Source organism: Peptacetobacter sp. (assembly GCF_029264495.1).
Lineage (GTDB): Bacteria > Bacillota > Clostridia > Peptostreptococcales > Peptostreptococcaceae > Peptacetobacter.
In genome coordinates, this window is record NZ_JARIBH010000040.1 from 1 (window position 1) to 23,379 (window position 23,379).

Here is a 23,379-nt window from a genome sequence, read left to right on the forward strand (position 1 = left end):
CCGAAGAATTCAGCGTAAACTTCATTTAAGTCATTGAATTCATTCATATCTTTTATGAAAACTGTAGTTTTTACTACATTAGAGAAATCAGCACCTGCTTCAGCTAGTACGTTTTTTATATTAGTTAAAGATCTAGTAGCCTGTTCTTTTATTCCACCTTCAACAACTGTCATTGTTTCTGGATCTAGTGGAACCTGTCCTGATAAGAATAATAAGTTTCCTGCTTTTATAGCCTGAGAATATGGTCCTAAAGCTGCAGGAGCATTGTTAGTGTGTATTACTTCGTGTTTCATTTTAAACTCCTCCTATATTTTATATATTGAGATATGTATATTTATTAACACTCTATATATATTATACTATTTTATTAATATTCATTCAAACTTTATTTTTATTAATTTTTTTAATTCTAATTTAATTTGTTTTTTAATTTTTATATTTTAATTATATTTCTTTTACACAGAAACCAGCTTCTACTAATGCTGATTTTACTCTTTTTATATGATCAAAGTCTAAAGTTTCTAATATAAATTCCGCTGTTTGATCTGTTAAACTTTCTCCAGATGCTAAACTTCCCTGATTTGCAGAAAGTATATTTGCACCTGCTTCACTTATTATGCTAGTAACTTTTGAGAAATTACCTGGTTTATCACTCATATTTACTTTTAAGCTAACTCTTCTTCCTTCTTTAGCTAAAGCAACTCCTATTATTCTGTATAATGTATTTACATCTACATTACCGCCAGATACAACACAAACTACGTTTTCCCCAGCTTCAGGTTTATATTTTCCACTTAATAATGCTGCTGTTGAAACTGCACCTGCTCCTTCTGAAACTATTTTTTGACTTTCCATCATAAATAATATTGCTTCAGCTATTTCAGATTCTTCAACAACTACTACATCATCAACTAATTCTTTTATTATTTCAAAAGTTAAATCTCCAGGAGTTTTAACTGCTATACCATCAGCTACTGTTGGTGCATTGAATGCAGATGTAACTTCTCCATTATTAAATGATTCTTTCATTGAAGGTATATTTGCTGTTTGAACACCTATAACTTTACAATTAGGATTTAGTGCTTTTGCAACTACTGCTACACCAGCTACTATTCCCCCTCCTCCAATAGGACATAATACTGTATCAACTTTATTATCTAGTTGTTCAAAGAATTCTAAAGCTAATGTTCCTTGTCCAGCTATTACAAATTTATCATTAAATGGATGTAGGAAAGTTGCTCCTGTTTCTTTTTGAACTTCTACAGCTTTAGCATATGCATCATCATAAACTGTACCATTTAATACAACTTCTGCACCATATCCTTTTGTAGCACTAACTTTTGCTAATGGTGCTGTTGCTGGCATTGCTATTGTAGCTTTTATTCCTGTTAATTTTGCACCTAATGCAACTCCTTGTGCATGGTTACCTGCTGAAGCTGCTATAACACCTTTTGCTTTTTCGTCTTCAGTAAGATTTGCTATTTTATTACATGCTCCTCTAACTTTAAAAGAACCTGTTTTCTGTAAATTTTCACATTTGTAATAAACATGAGCACCTGTTTTTTCACTTAATTTTATACTCTCTAAGACATCAGTTTTTTTAACTATATCTTTTATAGTTTCTCTTGCTTGTTTTACATCTTCTAAAGTAACTTGTAACATTTAAATCAACTCCTGTAATTATATATATTTTTTATTATTTCATTTTTTATTCTATAACCTTTTCCATAAAATTGCAACAAGTTTTGTTTTATTTTATTTTTATAGAAAAAACGCTATTTTACATTAATAAAATATCTTTTTGCTTGCTATTTTAATATATTTTTTTATTTTTTAACTTTTATTTATATTTTACATTTTAAAATTTCATTTTTTAGCATTTTAACTTTATTTTTACTCTTTACTTTTATAGTTTTTCTATTATAATTAAAGTTGGATATTGAGTTTTTAATTGATTATATTAGAAAATATTTCGATATAAAAATTTTATTCGATTAAATATATTGTAAAAATAAAATTTATTTAAGGTTATTAAAAGGAGATTTAAAAATGGTCAACTACACGAGAGAAGAAATTAATAAAATGTACAATAAGTTAAGTCCATTTGAATTTAAAAATGAGCTTATTGAAATAGCTAAAAATACTTCAGAAGAAAAAAATATAGCTTTACTAGATGCTGGTAGAGGTAATCCTAATTGGACTTGTTCTTCTGCTAGAGAAGCATTTTTTACATTTGGGCATTTTGCAGTTACAGAAACTAGACTTAATTGGGATTTAGGAAATCTTTCTGGTATGCCACAAAAAGAAGGTATAACTGAAAGATTATTTAACTATATAGAAGATAATAAAAATATGCCAGGCTCTTTCTTATTAAAAAATATAATTAATTATGGTATAAATGAAATGGAATTTGAACCAGATGAATTTGTACATGAATTAGCCGATGCTATAATAGGTGACAATTATCCATTACCAGATAGAATGTTGCCTCATATTGAAAAAATAGTTCATGATTATTTAATTCAAGAAATGAAATACAATATAGATGATGAGTATGGAGATATACAAGTTTTTGCTGTTGAAGGTGCTACAGCTGCAATGTGCTATATATTTGATTCTCTTATGGCAAATGAACTTCTTAAAAAAGGCGATAAAATTGCTATGATGACACCTATATTTACTCCTTATCTTGAAATTCCAAATCTTCCAAGATATGAATTTGATATAGTTAGTATAAATGCTGATGTTGTAGATGAAAATGGCGTTCATACTTGGCAATTTTCTAGAAAAGAGCTTGAAAAATTAAAAGATAAGAATATAAAGGCTTTATTTGTTGTTAACCCAAATAATCCTGCTTCTGTTGGAATGGATGAAAATACTTGTTCTGAGTTAATAGATGTAGTAAAAACATATAATGAAGACTTAATGATTATATCTGATGATGTTTATGGAACTTTTGTTAATGATTTTTCTTCTTTAATGGCTAAACTTCCTTATAATACATTAGGTGTTTATTCTTATTCTAAATACTTTGGTGTAACTGGTTGGAGACTTGGTACTTTTGCAGTGCACGAAAAGAATGTTTTTGATAAAAAAATAAAAGAATTAAAAGGTGAAGCTAAAAAATTAGTTGATAAAAGATATAGTGATATGTGTCTTAATCCTTCTGAACTTACATTTATGGAGAGAGTTGTTGCTGATAGTAGATTGGTTGCTCTTAACCATACAGCTGGTCTTTCAACTCCTCAACAGGTTCAGATGGCCTTTTTCTCAGCTTTTGCATTAATAGATAAGGTTGATGCATATAAAAAATTAAATATGAGTATTTGTAGAAGAAGACAAAGACTTTTATTTGAATCTTTAGGTATTGATTATGTAAATCTTGAAAACAGTGCTGCATATTACTTCCAGTTTGATATAGATGAATGGGGTAAACTAAATCATGGTCAAGATTTTGTAAACTTTATGCATTCTAACTTTGATGCATCTGATATATTATATAGATTAGCAAAAGATTATGCTATTGTTCTTCTTGGTGGTAATGGATTTGCTGCTCCAAAATGGTCAATTAGAGTATCTCTTGCAAATTTAGAAGATGAAGCTTATATAACTATTGGCTCTGCTATAAAAGATATATTAAATTATTATGTAAATTTATGGAATAGTAAAAAATCTAATTAGTTATATGAAGTGTTTTTTGCAAATCTCAAATAAAAAGATGTAATTATTGTAGTTTTTTGTTATAATCACTATTGGAATATTAATTATATTAGAAAGGTATGAATTACTATGACTACTAAAAAGAAAGTTGCTATTGTATTTACTGGTGGAACAATTTCCATGACAGTAGACAATAATGTAGGTGCAGCAATACCTACTTTATCTGGAGAACAAATACTTTCTATGGTTACTAATATAGATAAAGTTGCCGATATAGAAGTACTTAATTTTGCTGAAATCCCAGGACCTCATATGACTCCTTATAGAATGATGGAGCTTAAGAAGTATACAGAAGATCTTTTAGCTAGAGAGGATATAACTGGTGTTATTATAACTCATGGTACAGACTCATTAGAAGAAACAGCTTATTTCTTAGATTTAACTATAGACAATCCAAAACCAGTTATCGTTACTGGTGCTATGAGAAGTAGTTCTGAACTAGGATATGATGGTTCTAGTAATTTATCTGCTGCTGTTTGTACAGCTGTGTCAAAAGATGCTATTGGAAAAGGTGTTTTAGTTGTTTTAAACAATGAAGTTTTATTAGCCTCAGAAGCTACAAAAACTAATACCCTTGCTTTAAATACTTTCCAATCTTTAGTTGGAGGACCTCTTGGATATATTGACTGTAATGAATTAGTTTTATTAAGAGATATAGTTAATAGAAGAGTTATAAAAACTGATAAAATCGAATCTAAAGTAGCTCTATTTAAAGCTTGTGCAGGAGAAAATAGTGATTTTATTAAAGCTGCTGTAGATTTAGGTTATAAAGGTATAGTTATAGAGGCTATGGGTAGAGGTAATATTCCTCCTGAAATGTTAACAGGTGTTGAATATGCTAGAGAAAAAGATTTACCTGTAGTAATAGTTTCTAGATGTCATTCTGGTAGAGTATTTGATAGCTATGGTTATCATGGTTCTGGTAGAGATCTTAGAAATCTAGGATGTATATTTGGTGGAGATCTTCCAGGACAAAAAGCAAGAATAAAATTAATGCTTGCTCTTGGAGAAACTAATGATATGGATACTATAACTGATTATTTTGAAAAAGGTATTTATTGTTAATAAATTTGATACTTAAATATAAAAGAGGACTTCTATTAGAAGTCCTCTATTTTTATATCATCATCTGAATCATTATTTTTAGAAAAATATTTTTTAAAAGTTTTAATTATCCTACTAAGCAAGTCATTTGTTCTTCTACTTCTAAATAGTGTTGTTATAAATACTAATCCTAGTGATATAGCTCCTGCTATCATTAATGTAGATATTCCAGTTTTTACAGCGTTATCATAATCATTAGTTAAAAAACCATATAGTGTATTATATACACCATATCCAGGGACTAATATTATCATTGCACATACACTCATAACGGTTGATGGTGCATTATATATTCTTGCACATATTTCAACATAAATTCCAAAACATATTGTTGCAAAGAAAAAAGATAAATTATTTTCAAGTCCTGCTGTCAAGAGAAGTTTATATGATAACCAAGCTATACCTCCACCTATAGCTGATATTTTTAGATATCTACCTTTTATATTAAAAATCACTCCAAAGCTATATGCTGCAATTATACATAATAAAACTTCAAATGCTAATCTCATTTTAAACTCCTCCATATCTTATATATATATTTAAAACAAAACACATTCCTACCGTTACAGCTATTCCAATTAATAATACTTCTTCTATTTTCATAGCTCCAGATAGCAACTCACCATCTAATATATCTCTTATTGCATTTGTTAGTGGTAATCCTGGTACTAAAAGCATTATAGAACCCATTATAACTTTATCTATTGATGATATGAATCCAACCTCTAATAAAAGTATTGCTATAATAGGAATTATAGCAGCTCCTATCATATTTATAAAAAAGTCATTTATAGATATTTTACCGAACATACCTGTCATATATTTTACTGTACAACCTATAATAAAACTCGCAAGCATATCCATAAGTCCACCACCAAATAGTACAGTAAGAACAGCTGTACCTATACCAGCAAAAAGAATTTTTCTTTTTTCTGAATAATAGTTTCCTTTTTCTATCTCTTTTAAAATTTTTTCACATACATCTATATTAAATCCATAATTTGTTATAGTCCTTGAAAGAGCATTTATTTCAAATACTTTATTTAAATCTGTACTCCTCTTTACAATTCTTTTTACAACAGACCTTATTTCTCCATCTACAGTAGCTGAAACTATTACAGCTGTTGGTGTTGCAAAAACTCCTGTTTTTTCAATTCCAAATGCTGAACATATTCTAATTACTGTTTCTTCAACTCTATACGTTTCTCCTCCACTTTGAAGAAGTAATACTCCTACATCAGATGCAAATTCTAAAATCCTATTTACATCCATAAAAATACACCTCCTATTTGATTATCTTATGAATACATTTATCTACTTTGTATATTGTATATCTTGGTTAAAAATATTTCAATATTGTTATCATTTTTTATTTGAAAATTATCTTTCAATTAATTTTTGTATATAAAAAAGGATATCATATTTTGATATCCTTTTTAGATCTACTGTTATAACAATTATTTTACAACAATATTTATTAATTTTTTAGGCACTGCTATAACTTTCACTATATTTTTGCCTTCAACTAATTCTTTTATTTTTTCATCTTCTAATGCTGCTGTTTGCATTTCTTCTCTTGATATTTCAGTAGGAACATTCATTCTTCCTCTAACTTTACCATTTATTTGAACAACAACCTCTATTTCATCTTTAACTAGAGCTGATTCATCGTATTCAGGCCAACTTATATCAAATACGCTTCCTTCTTTACCTATCATCTGCCATAATTCTTCCCCTAGATGTGGAGTAAATGGTGCTATTATTGATACTATAGCTTCAACACCTTCTTTTATAACAGCTGAATTTCTTCCTTCAACTTCTTTGTATTTGTACATTTCATTTATTAATTCCATTAAAGATGCTATTGATGTATTAAATCCAAATTTTTCATCTAAGTCAGATGTTACTTTTTTGATTACAGTGTTTATTGTAAATCTCATATCTTTATCAGCTGAAGATAATTCTCCAAATTCACCTTTAGAATTTTTAACTTCTTCTGCTAATTCATCAACTAGTCTATATACTCTATTTAAGAATTTAAAGCATCCTTCAACACCTTGATCAGACCAATCAAGATCTCTTTCTGGTGGAGCTGCAAATAATATGAATAGTCTAGCAGTATCTGCACCATATTCATCTATTATTTTTAAAGGAGAAACTGTATTTCCTTTTGATTTACTCATTTTTGAACCTTCTTTTAAAACCATTCCCTGAGTTAATAGATTTTTAAATGGTTCGTCAGCTTCTACCATTCCCATACTATGGAATGCTTTCATAAGCCATCTAGAGTAAAGAAGATGCATTATAGCATGTTCTACACCACCTATATATTGATCTACTGGAACCCATTTATCAACTGTTTCTTTTTTGAATGGTTCTTCAGTATTTTTATTGTCAGTATATCTTAGATAATACCATGATGAATCTATAAATGTATCCATAGTATCTACTTCTCTTCTAGCAGGTTTACCACATTTTGGACAAATAGCTTCTGTAAATGTTTTTGAAGTTGTAAGTGGAGATTCTCCTTTACCTGTAAATTCAACATCTGTAGGAAGTAATACTGGTAAATCTTCTTTTTTTACTGGAACTATTCCACAATCATCACAATATACTACTGGTATAGGACAACCCCAATATCTCTGTCTAGATACTAACCAGTCTCTTAATCTATAATTTACTGTTCTCTTACCTTTTCCTTCTTCTTCCATTTTATCAATTATTTTATTAAATGCTTCTTTAGATGACATACCATTGAATTCTTCTGAATTTATCATTATACCATCTTCATCTATAACTGGAACTATTGGTAAATCATATTTTTTAGCAAAATCTTCATCTCTTTCATCATGAGCTGGAACTGCCATTACAGCACCTGTTCCATAATCAGCAAGAACATAGTTTGCTATCCATATAGGTACTTTTCTTCCATTTACAGGATTTATTACATATTTTCCTATAAACATACCTTCTTTTTCTAAATCAGTAGATGTTCTTTCTATTTCAGTCATTTTATGCATTTTTAATACAAATTCATCTACTGATTTTTCATATTCTGTTCCTTCAACTAATTCTTTAACTAGTGGACTTTCTGGAGCTAATACCATAAATGATACTCCATAAGCTGTATCTGGTCTTGTAGTATATACAGTTATAGTATCTTCTGAACCATCTATTTTAAATGTTAAATTGGCACCAGTACTTTTTCCAATCCAATTTTTTTGCATTGTTTTAACTTTTTCTGGCCAACCATCTAATTTATCTAAATCATTTAACAATTCTTCTGCAAATGCAGTTGTTTTGAAGTACCATTGTTCTAAATCTTTTTTTATTACAGTTGTTCCACATCTTTCACATTCTCCTTGTACAACCTGTTCATTTGCAAGAACTGTTTCGCAAGATGGACACCAGTTTACATAAGATTTTTTCTTATATGCTAATCCTTGTTCTAATAATTTTATAAATATTTCCTGAGTAAACTTATAGTACTCTGGAGTAGATGTTGCAACTTCTCTATCCCAATCATAGCTAAGACCTAGAAGATTTAATTGTTCTCTCATTTCAGCTATATTTTCCATTGTCCATTTATGAGGATGTATTCCATGTTTTATAGCTGCATTTTCAGCTGGTAACCCAAATGAATCCCAACCCATTGGGTGTAAGACATTAAATCCTTTCATTTTTTTAAATCTAGCTATAACATCACCTATAGAGTAATTTCTAACATGACCCATATGTAATTTTCCTGATGGATATGGGAACATTTCTAATGTGTAGTAATTAGGTTTTTCTGTTTGCTCAGTATCCATTTTGTACTGATTGTTTTCTTTCCAAGTTTTCTGCCATTTAGTTTCAATAGCTTTAAAATCGTATGTACTCATTTTTTCCTCCTTATATTTGATATACATATTTTTATCTATGTTGTATCAATAAATTTATAATTTAAAATAATTTCTATGTTGTTATATAATAAAAAAATCCTCAGCCCCTAAACAAAATGTTTAGGGACGAGGATATTATATACTCGCGGTACCACCCTAATTAGCCCTAAAAGGACTCTCTTAGATAGTCTTTATACCAACTACGGACGATAGATTCTATCTGACAAGTTCAGAAATTCATTATATTGATTCTCAGCTACCATCAACTCTCTGAAATAAATCCAATCTTACTACTTCAGTCTATCAAACATATAAAATTAATAAGAATATTCTAACATTTTTATTTTATTGTGTCAAGGCTACACAAATTTTATTTATAAAGATTCTACATCTATTACAGGTGCATCTTTCCATAATTTTTCTAAGTTATAGAAATCTCTGTTTTCTTCATTAAATACATGAACCATTATATCTCCATAATCTAATAAAACCCATTCTTGAGAATCTATACCTTCTTTTCCTCTTGGCTCTATTTCATATTTTGTCATTTCATCTTCTACACTATCAGCTATTGCTTTTACTTGTCTTGATGAAGATGCACTTGTTATTATAAAATAATCTGCTAAACTAGATAATTTTCCTATATTTAATACTATTGTATCTTTACCTAATTTGTCATCTATTGCTTTATATATTTCTTTTACCATCTGTTCTACTGTTAATTCTATTGCCATTACGTTCCTCCTAATTATTTTTATAATTAATTAATAAATTTATTATTTTTTAGATTAAAACTATTATATCATATAAATCTACAAATTTATTTATCATTTTTTTTAGAATTTTCTTCTTTTCTTTTTATTATCATAAAATTCCTAGCTGCTACTGATCTTGGATGTATTGTATTTCCTTTTTTTAGCATAAGAGCTATTGTGTTATCAAATGATTTTATCATAGCATCATCTAATTTTCCATTAGACACCAATTCTCTTAACTCTTCAACTCCTGGATAATCTCTCCCAACTTCTATTAAATCTGCTATATATATTATCTTTTCCATAAGATTCATATCGACTTTACCTGTTGTGTGGTATCTAACCGAACTTATTACATCTTCATCATCAATTTTAAAATCATATTTTGCTACATATGCTCCTATAACACTATGTGATAAAGAAATATTTCCAGTTTCTAATTCATCTAGTTCTATGTTGTATTTTTTAACATATTCCTCTACTTTGTCATTTTTAAAGTATTTTGCACAATCATGTACTACACCTGCTAAATATGCTTTTTCTTCATCTTCACCATAAATTTTAGCCATTTCTCTAGCACAATTTGCTACATTAATCGAATGTACATATCTTTTTTCTGTAAGCATACCTTTTAGAATTTCTTTTATCTGATTTAAATCCATCAATTTTTTGTCCACTTAACTTTTATATAAATTTTAGTGAACTTACCTCCCCTATTATTTTATTATTTTTTATATAAATTTTTAGTTTCTAAATATTTTTCTACAGATTCTGGTATTAAATATCTAACTGTTTTTCCATCTTCTATCTGTTCTCTAATGTAGGTAGATGATATATCCAATGATGGTACATAAACACTTATTATAGATGTGTTATATTTTTTTTCAAGTTGTTCTATTTTCTCTTGTGCCTTTAAAAGACTTATCCCCGGTCTTGTTGCTGCTATAAAGGTAGCCATTTCAAAGTTTTTTTTCATACCTTTCCAACTTTCAACTTCACATATTGCATCTGCTCCAGTTATAAAATAAAATTCAGCTTCAGGATATTTATTTTTTAAATCCTTAAGTGTATCTACGGTATATGTTCTTTCTTTTCTTTCTATTTCTAAATCTAAAGCTATAAATTTTGAATTTGTTTCAGTAGCAAGTAAAACCATATTATATCTATCATATTTATCTGTTTTTATACCAAGTTTATGTGGTGGATTTCCTGTTGGTATAAAAAACATCCAATCTAAATTATATTTATCCTTTATAAATTCAGCCGTAGCTAAATGAGCATAATGTATTGGATCAAATGTTCCACCTAAAATTCCAACTTTTTTTTTATTTTTTATATTTGAAAATTCTTCTATTTTATTATCATTTATTTTTCTGGCACTATCTACCAGTTCTAAAATACTCATTTATTTTAAAATCTCCTTTTATATTTATCATAACTATTGTATCATATATTTACTTTTTCTTGAATGCTTGTATTTTGTCTGTTTATACAATTATTGACTTTATATATCAAGTAGATTAAAATTAATCTATTATAATTTAGGAGGTTGATGAAAATGTCTACTATCACTAAAATTGAAGTTCAAAAAAGAAAAAAAGATAGAGTTAATATATATGTAGATGATGAATTTTTTATTGCTATTTATGCAGAGTTAGTATATACACACTCATTAAAAAAAGGACTTAGTATAGATAAAGAACATTTAAAATCTTTACTACATGATGAAATGTATATGAAAGCAAAAAATAAAGCTCTTTCCATATTATCAAAGTCTGACCAGTCAGAAAAAAAAATTCGTGAAAAATTATTAAATGATTTTGATGAAAATATAGTAGAAGAAGTTGTAGAATTTTTAAAAAGCTATAAACTTATAAATGATAATCTTCTTGCCGAAAAAATTGTTCATGATAATATGAATTTGAGTAGATTTGGCAAAAACAAGATAAAGCAAAATTTATATAATAAAGGTATTGAAAGTTCTGAAATACAAAATGCTATTTCTCAAATAGATCCTGATGAAGAATATAATAATGCAAAATATTTAGCATCAAAACGTCTAAAAAGACTAAAAGGTGAAGATAAAAATAAAATAAATCAAAAAATTTATCAACATTTAGCGTATAAAGGCTTTAGTTATGATATTATAAAAAGAGTATTAAGAGACCTTTTAAATTTTGATGAATTTGATTGTTAAGGAGGAAAATATGAAAAAGTTAATAATAGGAGTTTTATGCTTTGCCCTTGGTATATATAATTATTACCAATTAAAAAAAAGAGATACTATGAGATAATTAAAATATAAAACTTTATAAAAATATATAATTCTTAATTTTATTTTTCAACTAAAAAGCTCTTATGATTAGTTTAATATAATCATAAGAGCTTTTTTAAGTTATATATTCAAGTTATATATTCATAATACTTATATTAAATTTTTATTTATTTTTCTTTTTTCTAAGTATACCTAATCCTCCTGCTGCTACTAAAAGTGTAGACACAGAAGTCATTAATGATGAAGTATCTGCTGTCTTTGGAGATTTCTGTTTTTCTGTTTTATTACTTCCTGGTCTATTTGAAGATGATTGGTTATTATTAGAAGAAGACTGATTTCCTGGTTTATTTATACCTACACCATCTTTTCTTAAATAATCTGCTATTTTTATAAGTCTTTTATAATTAGTTACTTGTTTTCTTTCATCTTGATTTAATTCATTAAATAATTTTATTGTATCATTTACAGCTTTTATATTTGCTTTATTTTTATCAAAAGTTAAATTATCAATAGCCTTAACTACTTTTTTTACTTTTTCTCTATTAATATTAACTTTTGATATTATTTTTATTCTACCATCATTTTTATAATTTAAATTTTCTTTAGATTTTATGTATTCAGCTATTATTTTATCTAATTCCCCATAATTCTTTTCTGTACTTACTCCTGAAATAGAGTTATAGTCTGTAGACATATAATCATTCATTGCCACTAGATATTGTTTTGAATCTTCAAGATTTTTCCCTTTTACTTTGACATTTGTAACTCTATTTCCAGAAACTTTATTTGCATCTATTGTGTATGTTACATTTCCAAAATGTAAAAATGTAGAACTTGATTCTGGATATATAGATACACCTAATTCTATTGCATCTTTTATCTGCTTACCAGTTAATTTTTTTGTTATAACTGTATTACCAAATATAACTGATTCTACTACATCACTATATTTTATTTCACCTTTTGCTATATTTCTAAGCATACTACCAGCACTTGTCATTGATATTTCTGCATTAGTCTTTTTAAGAAGTGCATCATTAATCAAATTAGCAAGATTACTTTCTTCCTTACCAGCTATATAATAATCTCCTATCAATTCAGTTGATGTTTTACCAATAACATCTTCACTATTAAAATTATTTTCTAATTTGTTTTCTTTATTTGATTCTGATTTATTTACTTCCTCTTTTTTTAGGCTATTATTTTCTTCTTTTTTATTTTCAATATTGTCTTTTTTATTTACTTCTTCTTTTTTTGTATTTTCTAAATTTGAATTATCTTTTATATCTATATTCTTTAAAGATATTATTTCTTTAGAAGAATCTTTTTCTTTATAAGCAACTTCTACTTTTATTTTTTTTAATTCTTTATCTGATTTTATTTCTTCTTTTTTTATTTCTCTTTTAGTTTCAATACTTTTATTATTTTCTTCTTTTTTTGGAATACTGTTCTTTTTCAATTCTCTAGTTATTTCAGTAGAACTAAGTGCATTTATTTTATTATTATCTATATATATAAACATTTCTGCACCATCTTTTATTAATTTATCAACTTCTAAATTTATATCTTTTTTATTTGATTCTATTACAGCTAAATCAATTCCATTTATTATTTCATACACTTTATCATTTGTAACTTCTTTTTTAGTTTCTTTTCCATTTGCTAATATATCTAAATAATTTTTAAATTCTTTTCTTTCAAATGTAAAACTAATTTTTTTAATATTGTTATTTTCATCTTTCTCTTTTGCAAATACAATAGCATTTTGAGAAATAACCATTGATATCACTATTGCTGTACTAAATAATTTTTTATATAATTTCTTCATAATTATCCCTCCTTTATAATATCTTTAGATTAACCATTTATAAAGTTATACATTAAAAATTATATTATATACTTTTATTATACCAAATTTACATTTTTTTATTTATATTATTAATATTAATGTTACAATTATTATATTATATATTTACGTATTTATAATTACAAATAAGTTACAATTTCATTTTATTTTAATTATTTTGTACTTTTAAATTTATTTTAGTAAATATACTTAATTTTTAATTAATTATTAATATGGAGGAAAAAATGGTAAATTTAACACTTTTGGGATGTGGAGGAAATGTTCCTCTACCAAATAGATTTTTATCTTCTCTTTTTATAAATTTTAAAGGCAGAAAAATTTTAGTGGATTGTGGAGAAGGAACTCAAGTATCTATGAAAATGAAAAATTGCGGATTCAAGGATATAGATTTAATTTGCATAACTCATACACATGGCGATCATATTATAGGTCTTATTGGTCTTTTATCTACTATGGGAAACTCAGAAAGAACTAAACCTGTTACAATAGTAGGTCCTATTGGTATAAAGGAAGCTATGAATGCAATTACTACTCTTATAACTCTTCCATATAAGCTAAATATAATAGAAAATCCATCTGGTTTATTTTCATTGGCAGATCCGATTTTAGCAGATTTATCTATTGAAACAATAAATTTAGATCATTCAACAGAGTGTATTGGTTATAATTTTCATTTTGCTAGACATCCTAAATTTGATGTCGAAAAAGCTTCTAAAAATTTAGTCCCTAGAAAATATTGGAGTATTCTTCAGAGGGGAGTCAGTATTATGGATGATGAAAAAACTTATTATCCTGAGATGGTTCTAGGTGAAAGTAGAAAAGGTATTAAAATTTCTATGATTACAGACACAAGACCTATAGAATCTATACCTTCATTTATAGATGGAGCTGATTTATTTATTTGTGAAGCTATGTATGGAGACGATTTAGATATATCAAAAGCCATAAAAAATAAACATATGCTTTTTAGGGAAGCTGCTTCTTTAGCTGTACGTGGTAATGTTAAACAGCTTCTTCTTACACATTTCAGCCCTTCAGTAGATGATCCAAAAGTCTTTGAGAATAATGCTAAATCTGTTTTTAAAAATACTATATTAGGTTACGATCGTTTTAGTATAGATATAAATTTCCAAGAATAACAAGAATTGTATAGAAATAGAAATTATAATCAATATAATAATTTTATTCTCATAATTGTTTAAATATATAAAAAAGAGTTATCATACTGTTTAAAATCAATATGATAACTCTTTTTTTATAAACTATTGAACCGATCTTTTTGTAACTCTTTTTCTATCAGTATCTTTTTTAGCTTTTGCTGGTTTTTGTCCTGGGAAAAGTATTTTAGGATTTTCATTATTTTTTTTATATAAAGTAAACTTAAATCCTATAGCTTGAACAAATTCTGCTCTAATTTCTTCGCATATCGCATTTGCTGTTTCTTTAGCATCTAATCCTGCATTTTCTAATATAGTTACTTTAACTAATTCTCTAGCTCTAAGCTGATTTTCAATTTCTTCTAAGAAAGCCGCTGTAACACCTTCTTTACCTATCTGAGCTGTAGGTTTTAATGTGTTAGCAAGCGATCTTAAATAAGCTCTCTGTTTTCCTTTTAGCATATTTTTTCTCCTATTCTATGATTTTTTAATTGTAGAATTCAAATTCTAATTCATAAATTCTTACTAAATCTCCATCTTCTATACCCATTTCTCTAAGTTTATCAAATACACCTTGATTTTCCATAGCATTTTGGAAATATTGTAGTGATTCCATATCATCAAAGTTAACTGAGTACATAATTCTTCTAAGTGCTTTTCCTGTAACTTCGTAAACTCCATCTTCACCAAGTTCAATTTTAAGGCCTTCTTCTTCATTATTATCAAGTTCAGGTCTATATAATTCTTCTTCTGAAACTAATTCTATCTCTTCTGCTTCTGAAAGCATCTGAGTTACATATTTTATAACATCATCTACTCCATCTCTAGTAGCTGCTGACATTTTAAATACTTTGTATCCTCTTGATTCTATTTCTTCTTTAAAATTATCATATATTGTTTCATCATAAAGTAAATCAGATTTATTGGCAACTACTACTTGAGGTCTTGTTGATAATCTTTCGTTATATAGCTTTAATTCATCATTAATTTTTTCAAAATCTTCTATTGGATCTCTTCCTTCTAATCCAGATATATCCACTATGTGTATTAAAACCTTTGTTCTTTCAACGTGTCTTAAAAATTCATGTCCAAGTCCTATTCCTTCTGAGGCACCTTCAATTATTCCTGGTATATCTGCTAACACAAAACTTTCTCCAAATCCAGTTTGTACAACACCTAAATTTGGTGTAAGTGTTGTAAAGTGATAGTTAGCTATCTTTGGTTTTGCTTTTGTGACAACTGATAAGAATGTTGATTTTCCTACATTAGGGAATCCAAGTAATCCTACATCAGCTATCATTTTCAATTCTAAAACTACCCATCTTTCTTCTCCATCAGTACCTGATTTTGCAAATGCAGGAGCTTGTCTTACAGCGTTTGCAAAGTTCATATTACCTTTACCGCCATATCCACCTTTTGCTATGACAGCTCTATCTCCTTCATTTTTTAAATCAGCTATTACAAGACCTGTAGCTTCATCTCTTACAACAGTTCCTTGTGGAACTTTTAAAATAAGATCTTCACCATTTTTACCAGCTCTTCTTTTTTTAGATCCGTCTCCACCATTTTCACCATTGTATTTCTTTTTATATTTAAAATCCATTAATGTTCTAAGTCCTGTATCAACTTCAAATACTATACTTGCTCCTCTTCCACCGTCTCCACCATCTGGTCCACCAGCAGGAACATATTTTTCTCTTCTAAATGATACTGCACCATTTCCACCATTTCCAGCTTTTACGAATATTCTAGCCTTATCTATAAACATATCTTTTCACCTTCTTTTCATTAATTTTATTTATTTTATTCCGTTCTTTATAATATCTTAATATTATAAACTCATATATAATATTTTTATTTGTATATTATAAAAGGAGTGTTATATACACTCCTTTTCATTCTTAGCTGTAGTCCTGTAATTATTCAGCTATTGAAACTGGGTATACAGAAACTTTTTTTCTTTTTTTGTCTTTTCTTTCGAATTTAACAGTTCCGTCTATTAATGCGAATAAAGTGTCATCTCCACCTTTTCCAACATTGTTTCCTGGATGTATTTTAGTTCCTCTCTGTCTAACTATTATACTTCCTGAAGTAACTAACTGTCCATCGAATCTTTTAACACCTAATCTTTTAGAAACAGAATCTCTACCATTTTTTGAAGACCCTACCCCTTTTTTAGATGCTAATAACTGTAAGTTCATCTTTAACATTTGGAAGTCACCCCCTATTTTTTAAGAATTTTTATATTTTTTGGGTATTCCCGTTTGATTTCTTGAATCGCTAATTGAAAATGTTGTAATAAAAGCTGTGCTTTATCTATACATTCTTCTTCTACAATACATAATATATTGCCTTCTGAAGCTTCAACACTTTCAAATTTGACTTTCTGTAGAACATCAAGAGAATTTATAGTTGCTATTGCATGAGTCGTAACTGCTGCACAAACTATATCTTTTCCATATTCTGCATATTCTGCATGTCCTTTTATAGAAAATCCTTTTAACTGGAAATCGTCATTGTAGAAATATTTAACTTTAATCATAATAATTAAGCGTTTATTTTTTCAACTACTATTTTAGTGTATGGCTGACGATGTCCCTGTTTTCTTCTGTAGTCTTTTTTAGCTTTGTATTTGAATACAATAACTTTTTTAGCTTTTCCCTGTTCTAAAACTTTAGCCTGAACAGATGCTCCTTCAACTACTGGGCTTCCTAATACTAATTCACCGTCTTTTGAACAAGCTAATACATCGTTTAAAGTAACTACGTCACCAGCATTAGCTTCTAATTTTTCAACGAATAGTACGTCACCTTCTGAAACTTTATACTGTTTTCCACCAGTTTTTACTATAGCGTACATAAATACACCTCCTCGGTCACAAACTCGCCATTAAAGGTACCTTTTCAGGTTTTAAACCTTATCTGAGCGGCATTACAGTTATTTATTATACGTTATAAACTTTACTATGTCAACGTATTTTTTGCATATTTTTTATAAGTAATTTATAAATATATTTTACTATTTTACTAAGTCTACTATAAACTCTTTAATATTCGGACTACTAGATATTTCTATTTCGACTTTATATTTCAAACCTATTTGTTTTATAACATTCATATAACTATTTATTATTTTTTCTTTTATATTATCATTAAATATGATTTTAACTTTTCTATAAACAGTATTTCTTGTTATATTCATTATTTTTTTCTCAATAGAATCTAATATTGCATTATTTGATGCTTCTCCATATTTAGAACCACATCTAAAACAATCTGTTGAAAAATAGCTTTCTAATTCTTCTTTCTCTCTTCTTCTAGAAATTTCCATCAATCCTAAAGAAGTCATTCCTTTTACTTCACTTTTTCTTTTATCTCTTTTTAATTCTTCTTTCATTATATTTACTAATTTCTTTTTAGATGTATTTAGGATATTATCATCTATAAAATCAACTATAATTATTCCAGCAATATCTCTTATTATTATTTGATTTACTATCTCTTTTGCTGCTTCTTCATTTATTTTCATAGCTGTTTTGGCTAGATCTAAATTTCCAGTAAATTTACCACTATTTACATCTATAACAGTAAGTGCTTCTGTTTTTTCAATTATTAAATATCCACCATTTTTTAGCCAAACTTTTTTTGACAAATATCTATTTAGTTGTTTTTCTACTCCATATACATCAAATACATCTATATTTTTTTCTAATTTTAATATGTCCATATAATCACGATTGATATCTTTTAATAATTCTTTTATGTAATTATATTTTTTTTCGTCATTTATAATAATATTTTCAAATTCATTTGATATATTATCTCTTATATATTTTATAGCACTATCTGAATTTGTATATAGAAGTTTTGGTCCTTTTCCTCTTTTAAATTCTATTTCAACATTACTGTATGCAGCATTTAATTCTTTTATATCATTTTTAAAATCATTCATACTGCATCCTTGAGCTTCAGTCCTTATTATATATCCAGTTTCATTTTTACAATTACTGTAAAATAATCTTTTTAATCTAAGTCTTTCTTTTTCATCTACTATTTTATTGGACATTGTTACTCTTTTATTACTTGGAATGTAGACTAAATATCTTCCGGAAAAACTTATTTCTTGAGTAAGTTTTGCACCTTTTGTTCCAATTTCATCTTTTATTACTTGTACAATAACATCATCGCCTGTTTTTAAATTACTTTCTTTATTTAATTTTAGATATCCGTTCTTTTCTCTTCCAATATCTACAAAGCAAGCATCCATTCCTGATAATACTTTTTGAACTTTTCCTCTATATATATTAGATACTATACTTTTTTCTATCATATTATCTATATATATTTCTTTTAATTTTCCATCTTCTAAAATAGCAGTTTTTTGAGATGCTTCTAGTAATTCTATTATTATTTTTTTCAATAATAACACCACCTAATTACTATAATGGTGTAACTAACTGACCATCTTCAACATAATATAAATCTCTTCTTAATATATCTACATCTAAAGGATCTAGTTCTATGTTAAATAAAGATAATATCTGAGGAATAAATATATTAGTATTTAAATTTTGTATTGAACCTGTTGCAATTACTGCATTTAATGTTATTGATTCATCTTCTAAATCTAATACATCAAATGTTTTTATAAGTGGTCTTATATTCACCTCTACTATTTTTCCTTTTTTATTCTTCTTTGTTATTATTATTTCTTCTTTATTCATAAAATCTAATATTTTTGATTTAACAAATTCTTTTGAAAGTTTTCTTTCTAGGGGTATAGTCAATAAATATTCACCCCATTCAATTATTGAAGAAAGCGCTGGAGTTGTTTTATCAATTTCTTTACATTTTATAAATTCTATTCCTTTTGGAAGTTCTGGAGTTATTTTTTCTAAGAATTCTTTTTCTGTTAATTCATCTTCTATTTCTATATCTACATATTCTCCATTACTTTCTGTTCCAAGAGCTAATGCATTTCCATAACTCATTTTAGGATGTGGATTAAATCCTTGAGAATAAGATAATTGTATTTCTGCTCTTCTAAAAGCTCTTTGAAGTGTTCTCTGTAAATCTAGATGAGATATATAAATCATATCTCCTTCTTTTTTAAATTTTACTCTCATTATTTTCATTAGCAAAGTCCCCTTCCTATATCATGTATATTTATTCCACAACCATTGCATCCTTTTCTACAATCTGGTGTAATTTCTCCATTCAATGCTTTTTTCGCTTCTCTTATAAGGAATTTTTTGCTCACTCCGACATCTATATGGTCCCAAGGGAATACTTCATCTAAATCTCTTGTTCTATGAGCATAGAATGAAATATCTAAACCACAAAATTCCATAGCACTTTTCCATATTTCTAAATCAAAATGTTCATCCCAACCGTCAAATTTAGCTCCTAGTTCATGTGCTTTTAAAAGAACTTTCCCCAATCTTCTATCTCCTCTTGCAAATACCGCTTCCATAAGACTTGTATCTGAATCATGATAATTGTATTTTATGTTTCTATTTTTAAGTTTTCTTACTAAATATCTTTGCTTATCAACAACATTTGATTTTATTTCTTGTGGATTCCATTGGAATGGTGTAAATGGTTTCGGTACAAAAGTAGACGTACTAACAGTTACATTAAATTTTCCTTTTATTTTTCCATTATGAACATCTCTATATATATCCACAACCTCATATGCTAAATCAGATATTCCATCTAAATCTTCATAACATTCTGTTGGAAGTCCTATCATAAAGTATAATTTTATATTATTCCATCCCATTTCAAATGCTTGTCTAGATGCTCTTGTTAAATCTTCTTCTGTTATTCCTTTATTTATAACATCTCTTAATCTCTGTGTTCCCGCTTCTGGTGCAAATGTTAATCCACTTTTTCTAACTTTTTGAATTTTATTTGCTATTTCCATAGAGAAATTATCTAATCTTAATGAAGGTAATGATATACCTACATTTTTACTCGCATATTCATTTACTAAATAGTCAGTTAGCTGTTCTAATTCACTATAATCACTTGTACTTAAAGACACTAGTGATATCTCATCATATCCAGTAGTTTTTATTAGTTTTTCTAATATTTCTTTTAGCCTATCAAAATTCTTTTCTCTTATCGGTCTATATATCATTCCTGCTTGACAGAAACGACATCCTCTAGTACAACCTCTGAATATTTCAAGAACTATTCTATCATGTACTGTATCTATATAAGGAACTATAAATCTTTCAGGGTATTCAACTTTATTCATATCTCTTATTATTCTTTTTCTTGGATTTCTTTTTGCACAATCTCTATTTGGAGTTACACTTTTTATTGTTTGATCTTCATTATATTCAACATCATAAAAAGATGGAACATAAACTCCTTCTATCTTTGCTATTCTTTCCAAAAATTGCTCTCTAGTTTCTCCACTTTTTTTCCATTCTTTATATTCATTTATAACTTCTATATTCATTTCTTCCCCTTCTCCAAGAAGAGCTGCATCTATAAAATCAGACATAGGTTCACTATTGTATGCACATGAACCTCCAACCAATACAAATGGATCGCTTTCTTTTCTATCTTCTCTTAAAAGAGGTATTCCTGCTAATTCTAGCATATTAAGTATATTTGTATAACATAGTTCATATTGTAATGTAAATGCTACTATATCAAAATTTCTTATTGATTCTCTTGATTCAAGTCCAAAAAGAGGTATATTATTTTCTCTCATTTTTTCTTCCATATCTACTTGTGGAGCATATACTCTTTCACAAAATACATCTTCTTGTCTATTTATAACATCATATAAAATATGACTCCCTAAATGACTCATTCCAACTTCATAAATATCAGGAAAACAATGTGCATATCTAATAAGATCAGAATTGCTTGTATCTTTATGAATTGCATTTATTTCATTTCCTAAATATCTAGCTGGTTTTTCGACTTTTTTTAATATTTTTTTTAAATTTACTTTTCCCATATATTACTTATTTCCTCCAAATTTATTTTTATTTAATTAATGTTTTAATTTTCCATACAAAAATACTTATAATTATTCCAATTTAACATTTTCTTTATATATATTATACAATTATAAACTAATATTTACCATTATAAAATCTCACAAGATAATCAATTTGTTTTTAACCCCACGATTATATCCAAATAATTCTAATTTTCCACTATAATAGTTAAGTAATTATCTATGATTATGTTAATATAATTTTTTGTAATTTCAATATTATATTTTTTTATAATAAAATTTTAATTTATCTATTAATGAGATGTGATATAATATGTTTATACATATAGGATTTTAAAAAGCTAGTTAGCTTTTGTTAAATATTTATAAATTAAAAAGGAGGTAAATTTCAAAATGACTAATACTTTTGAAATAAAAAAAGATCTTTATTATACAGGTGTCAAAGATAAAGATCTTAAAGTTTTTGATATCATAATGGAAACTGAATTTGGTACTACTTATAACTCTTACCTTATAAAAGATGAAAAAACAGTTCTTTTTGATACTGCTAAAAAAGAGTTTAAAGATGAATTTTTATCAAATTTAAAAGAATTAACAGATATAAACGATATAGATTATGTTGTAGTTCATCATACAGAACCAGACCACGCTGGAAGTCTTAAAGCTTTATTAGAATTAAATCCTAATATAGAAGTTTATTGTACTAGAGCTGCAAAACTTTATCTTGATAGTCAATTAAATATGGAATTTAAGGCACATGTTGTTAAAGATGGAGAAACTCTTAATATAGGAAAAAGAACACTTACTTTTATTCATGCTCCTTTCCTTCATTGGGTTGATACAATGTTTACTTATGATGAATATGATAAAGTTTTATTTACTTGTGATGCTTTCGGTGCACATTATGCTTGTACAAGTTTAGATGAATCTGATCATAATGATTATCATAAAGCTAATAAATTATATTATGATTGCATAGTTAAACCATTTGCTAAACATGTTTTAACTGCTTTAGATAAAGTTAAAAAATTAAATTTAGATTTTGATACAATATTAACTTCTCATGGTCCTATATTAGATAGAAATATAGCCCATATAATTGCAATGTATTCAAAATGGTCTAAAGATACTGTTGAAGCAACTAAAAAAGATAGAGTTTCTATATTCTACTTATCTGCATATGGAAATACATTAGCGATGTCTAAAAAAATAGCTGAAGGACTTAAATCAGAAGGTGTTGATGTTGAAATATTTGATTTAGAAACTACTCCTCTTGATAAAGTTCATGATGCTTTAATATCTTCTAAAGGTATTATGCTTGGATCTCCTACAATAAATAAAACTATGGTTAAACCTATGTGGGATTTCTTCTCTATTGTTGATCCTGTTGCAAATACTGGTAAACTTGCAGCTGTATTCGGTTCTTATGGCTGGAGTGGAGAAGGTATATCTATTGCTCAAGCAAACGCAAAAGCAGTAGGATTTAAAATGCCTCTTGACCCACTTAAAAAGAAATTCTCACCATCAGAAGAAACTTTTGAAGATTGTTTAGAATTTGGTGTAAACTTTGCAAAAAATTTAGGTTTATAATATTTAAATAATTTTTATAGTATATAAATTTAAATAAACAATATTAATT

At 27.2% G+C, this 23,379-nt stretch carries 22 protein-coding genes and 1 other annotated feature; of the genes, 5 read left to right on the plus strand and 17 right to left on the minus strand.

Annotated elements, in window-relative coordinates; genetic code table 11:
* Together Q1J78_RS03805 and ilvA are read right to left on the minus strand one after the other, a co-directional pair.
* Nucleotides 1-293: Rid family detoxifying hydrolase (locus tag Q1J78_RS03805; protein WP_300276744.1), on the minus strand; the 293-nt coding region annotated here is incomplete at its 3' end.
* A gap of 151 nt (nt 294-444) precedes the next feature.
* Nucleotides 445-1,662, minus strand: coding sequence for a threonine ammonia-lyase (ilvA, locus tag Q1J78_RS03810; protein WP_300276747.1), 1,218 nt, complete (start codon nt 1,660-1,662; stop codon nt 445-447).
* A gap of 387 nt (nt 1,663-2,049) precedes the next feature.
* Here ilvA and aspD point away from each other — a divergent pair, with 387 nt between their 5' ends.
* On the plus strand, nt 2,050-3,681 hold the full coding sequence (gene aspD / locus Q1J78_RS03815) for an aspartate 4-decarboxylase (RefSeq protein ID WP_300276749.1): 1,632 nt from the start codon (nt 2,050-2,052) through the stop codon (nt 3,679-3,681).
* A gap of 108 nt (nt 3,682-3,789) precedes the next feature.
* Nucleotides 3,790-4,785, plus strand: coding sequence for an asparaginase (locus Q1J78_RS03820; protein ID WP_300276751.1), 996 nt, complete (start codon nt 3,790-3,792; stop codon nt 4,783-4,785).
* 35 nt (nt 4,786-4,820) lie between these two features.
* On the opposite strand, the gene Q1J78_RS03825 is transcribed toward Q1J78_RS03820, so the two are convergent.
* The 6 genes from Q1J78_RS03825 to nadD all read right to left on the minus strand — a co-directional run bounded on the left by Q1J78_RS03825 (nt 4,821) and on the right by nadD (nt 10,865).
* Nucleotides 4,821-5,333, minus strand: coding sequence for a threonine/serine exporter family protein (locus Q1J78_RS03825; protein WP_300276753.1), 513 nt, complete (start codon nt 5,331-5,333; stop codon nt 4,821-4,823).
* 1 nt (nt 5,334) lies between these two features.
* Nucleotides 5,335-6,096: a threonine/serine exporter family protein gene (locus tag Q1J78_RS03830; RefSeq protein ID WP_300276755.1), complete on the minus strand. Its 762-nt coding sequence runs from the start codon at nt 6,094-6,096 to the stop codon at nt 5,335-5,337.
* 185 nt (nt 6,097-6,281) lie between these two features.
* Nucleotides 6,282-8,705, minus strand: a complete 2,424-nt coding sequence (gene leuS / locus Q1J78_RS03835; protein ID WP_300276757.1) for a leucine--tRNA ligase — start codon at nt 8,703-8,705, stop codon at nt 6,282-6,284.
* A gap of 119 nt (nt 8,706-8,824) precedes the next feature.
* Nucleotides 8,825-9,018 (minus strand) — a binding site (T-box leader).
* Nucleotides 9,019-9,079: 61 nt separating this feature from the next.
* Complete coding sequence (gene rsfS / locus Q1J78_RS03840; RefSeq protein ID WP_300276759.1) at nt 9,080-9,439, minus strand: ribosome silencing factor; 360 nt, start codon at nt 9,437-9,439, stop codon at nt 9,080-9,082.
* Between the two features lie 86 nt (nt 9,440-9,525).
* Nucleotides 9,526-10,137: a bis(5'-nucleosyl)-tetraphosphatase (symmetrical) YqeK gene (yqeK, locus tag Q1J78_RS03845; RefSeq protein WP_300276761.1), complete on the minus strand. Its 612-nt coding sequence runs from the start codon at nt 10,135-10,137 to the stop codon at nt 9,526-9,528.
* 47 nt (nt 10,138-10,184) lie between these two features.
* Nucleotides 10,185-10,865 (minus strand): nicotinate-nucleotide adenylyltransferase, encoded by a 681-nt coding sequence (nadD, locus tag Q1J78_RS03850; protein ID WP_300276763.1) that lies wholly within the window; start codon nt 10,863-10,865, stop codon nt 10,185-10,187.
* A 153-nt stretch (nt 10,866-11,018) separates the two neighbouring features.
* On the opposite strand from nadD, the gene recX reads away from it, so the two are divergent.
* Nucleotides 11,019-11,657, plus strand: a complete 639-nt coding sequence (recX, locus tag Q1J78_RS03855; protein WP_300276765.1) for a recombination regulator RecX — start codon at nt 11,019-11,021, stop codon at nt 11,655-11,657.
* A 241-nt stretch (nt 11,658-11,898) separates the two neighbouring features.
* Here the strand turns inward: recX and Q1J78_RS03860 are convergent, their stop codons facing one another.
* Nucleotides 11,899-13,563 (minus strand): 5'-nucleotidase C-terminal domain-containing protein, encoded by a 1,665-nt coding sequence (locus Q1J78_RS03860; protein ID WP_300276767.1) that lies wholly within the window; start codon nt 13,561-13,563, stop codon nt 11,899-11,901.
* A gap of 263 nt (nt 13,564-13,826) precedes the next feature.
* Here Q1J78_RS03860 and Q1J78_RS03865 point away from each other — a divergent pair, with 263 nt between their 5' ends.
* Nucleotides 13,827-14,741: a ribonuclease Z gene (locus Q1J78_RS03865; protein ID WP_300276769.1), complete on the plus strand. Its 915-nt coding sequence runs from the start codon at nt 13,827-13,829 to the stop codon at nt 14,739-14,741.
* 123 nt (nt 14,742-14,864) lie between these two features.
* Here the strand turns inward: Q1J78_RS03865 and Q1J78_RS03870 are convergent, their stop codons facing one another.
* The 8 genes from Q1J78_RS03870 to Q1J78_RS03905 all read right to left on the minus strand — a co-directional run bounded on the left by Q1J78_RS03870 (nt 14,865) and on the right by Q1J78_RS03905 (nt 21,737).
* A complete protein-coding gene (locus Q1J78_RS03870; RefSeq protein WP_300276771.1) occupies nt 14,865-15,221 on the minus strand; it encodes a YhbY family RNA-binding protein in 357 nt (118 codons plus the stop codon).
* A 25-nt stretch (nt 15,222-15,246) separates the two neighbouring features.
* On the minus strand, nt 15,247-16,527 hold the full coding sequence (gene obgE / locus Q1J78_RS03875; RefSeq protein WP_300276774.1) for a GTPase ObgE: 1,281 nt from the start codon (nt 16,525-16,527) through the stop codon (nt 15,247-15,249).
* A 151-nt stretch (nt 16,528-16,678) separates the two neighbouring features.
* Nucleotides 16,679-16,969 (minus strand): 50S ribosomal protein L27, encoded by a 291-nt coding sequence (gene rpmA / locus Q1J78_RS03880; RefSeq protein WP_300276776.1) that lies wholly within the window; start codon nt 16,967-16,969, stop codon nt 16,679-16,681.
* A 14-nt stretch (nt 16,970-16,983) separates the two neighbouring features.
* On the minus strand, nt 16,984-17,301 hold the full coding sequence (locus tag Q1J78_RS03885) for a ribosomal-processing cysteine protease Prp (RefSeq protein WP_300276778.1): 318 nt from the start codon (nt 17,299-17,301) through the stop codon (nt 16,984-16,986).
* Between the two features lie 5 nt (nt 17,302-17,306).
* Nucleotides 17,307-17,618, minus strand: a complete 312-nt coding sequence (gene rplU, locus Q1J78_RS03890) for a 50S ribosomal protein L21 (protein WP_300276780.1) — start codon at nt 17,616-17,618, stop codon at nt 17,307-17,309.
* Between the two features lie 159 nt (nt 17,619-17,777).
* The gene (locus tag Q1J78_RS03895; RefSeq protein WP_300276880.1) at nt 17,778-19,187 is read right to left on the minus strand and encodes an Rne/Rng family ribonuclease; all 1,410 of its coding nucleotides are present in this window, start codon (nt 19,185-19,187) and stop codon (nt 17,778-17,780) included.
* 10 nt (nt 19,188-19,197) lie between these two features.
* Entirely contained in the window at nt 19,198-19,893 is a 696-nt protein-coding gene (locus tag Q1J78_RS03900) for a TIGR03936 family radical SAM-associated protein (protein ID WP_300276782.1), read from the minus strand.
* Nucleotides 19,893-21,737, minus strand: a complete 1,845-nt coding sequence (locus Q1J78_RS03905; RefSeq protein ID WP_300276783.1) for a TIGR03960 family B12-binding radical SAM protein — start codon at nt 21,735-21,737, stop codon at nt 19,893-19,895. The genes Q1J78_RS03900 and Q1J78_RS03905 overlap by 1 nt, the downstream gene beginning before the upstream one ends.
* A gap of 396 nt (nt 21,738-22,133) precedes the next feature.
* On the opposite strand from Q1J78_RS03905, the gene Q1J78_RS03910 reads away from it, so the two are divergent.
* Nucleotides 22,134-23,330, plus strand: a complete 1,197-nt coding sequence (locus Q1J78_RS03910) for an FprA family A-type flavoprotein (RefSeq protein ID WP_300276785.1) — start codon at nt 22,134-22,136, stop codon at nt 23,328-23,330.
* The last annotated feature ends 49 nt before the right edge of the window (nt 23,331-23,379 follow it).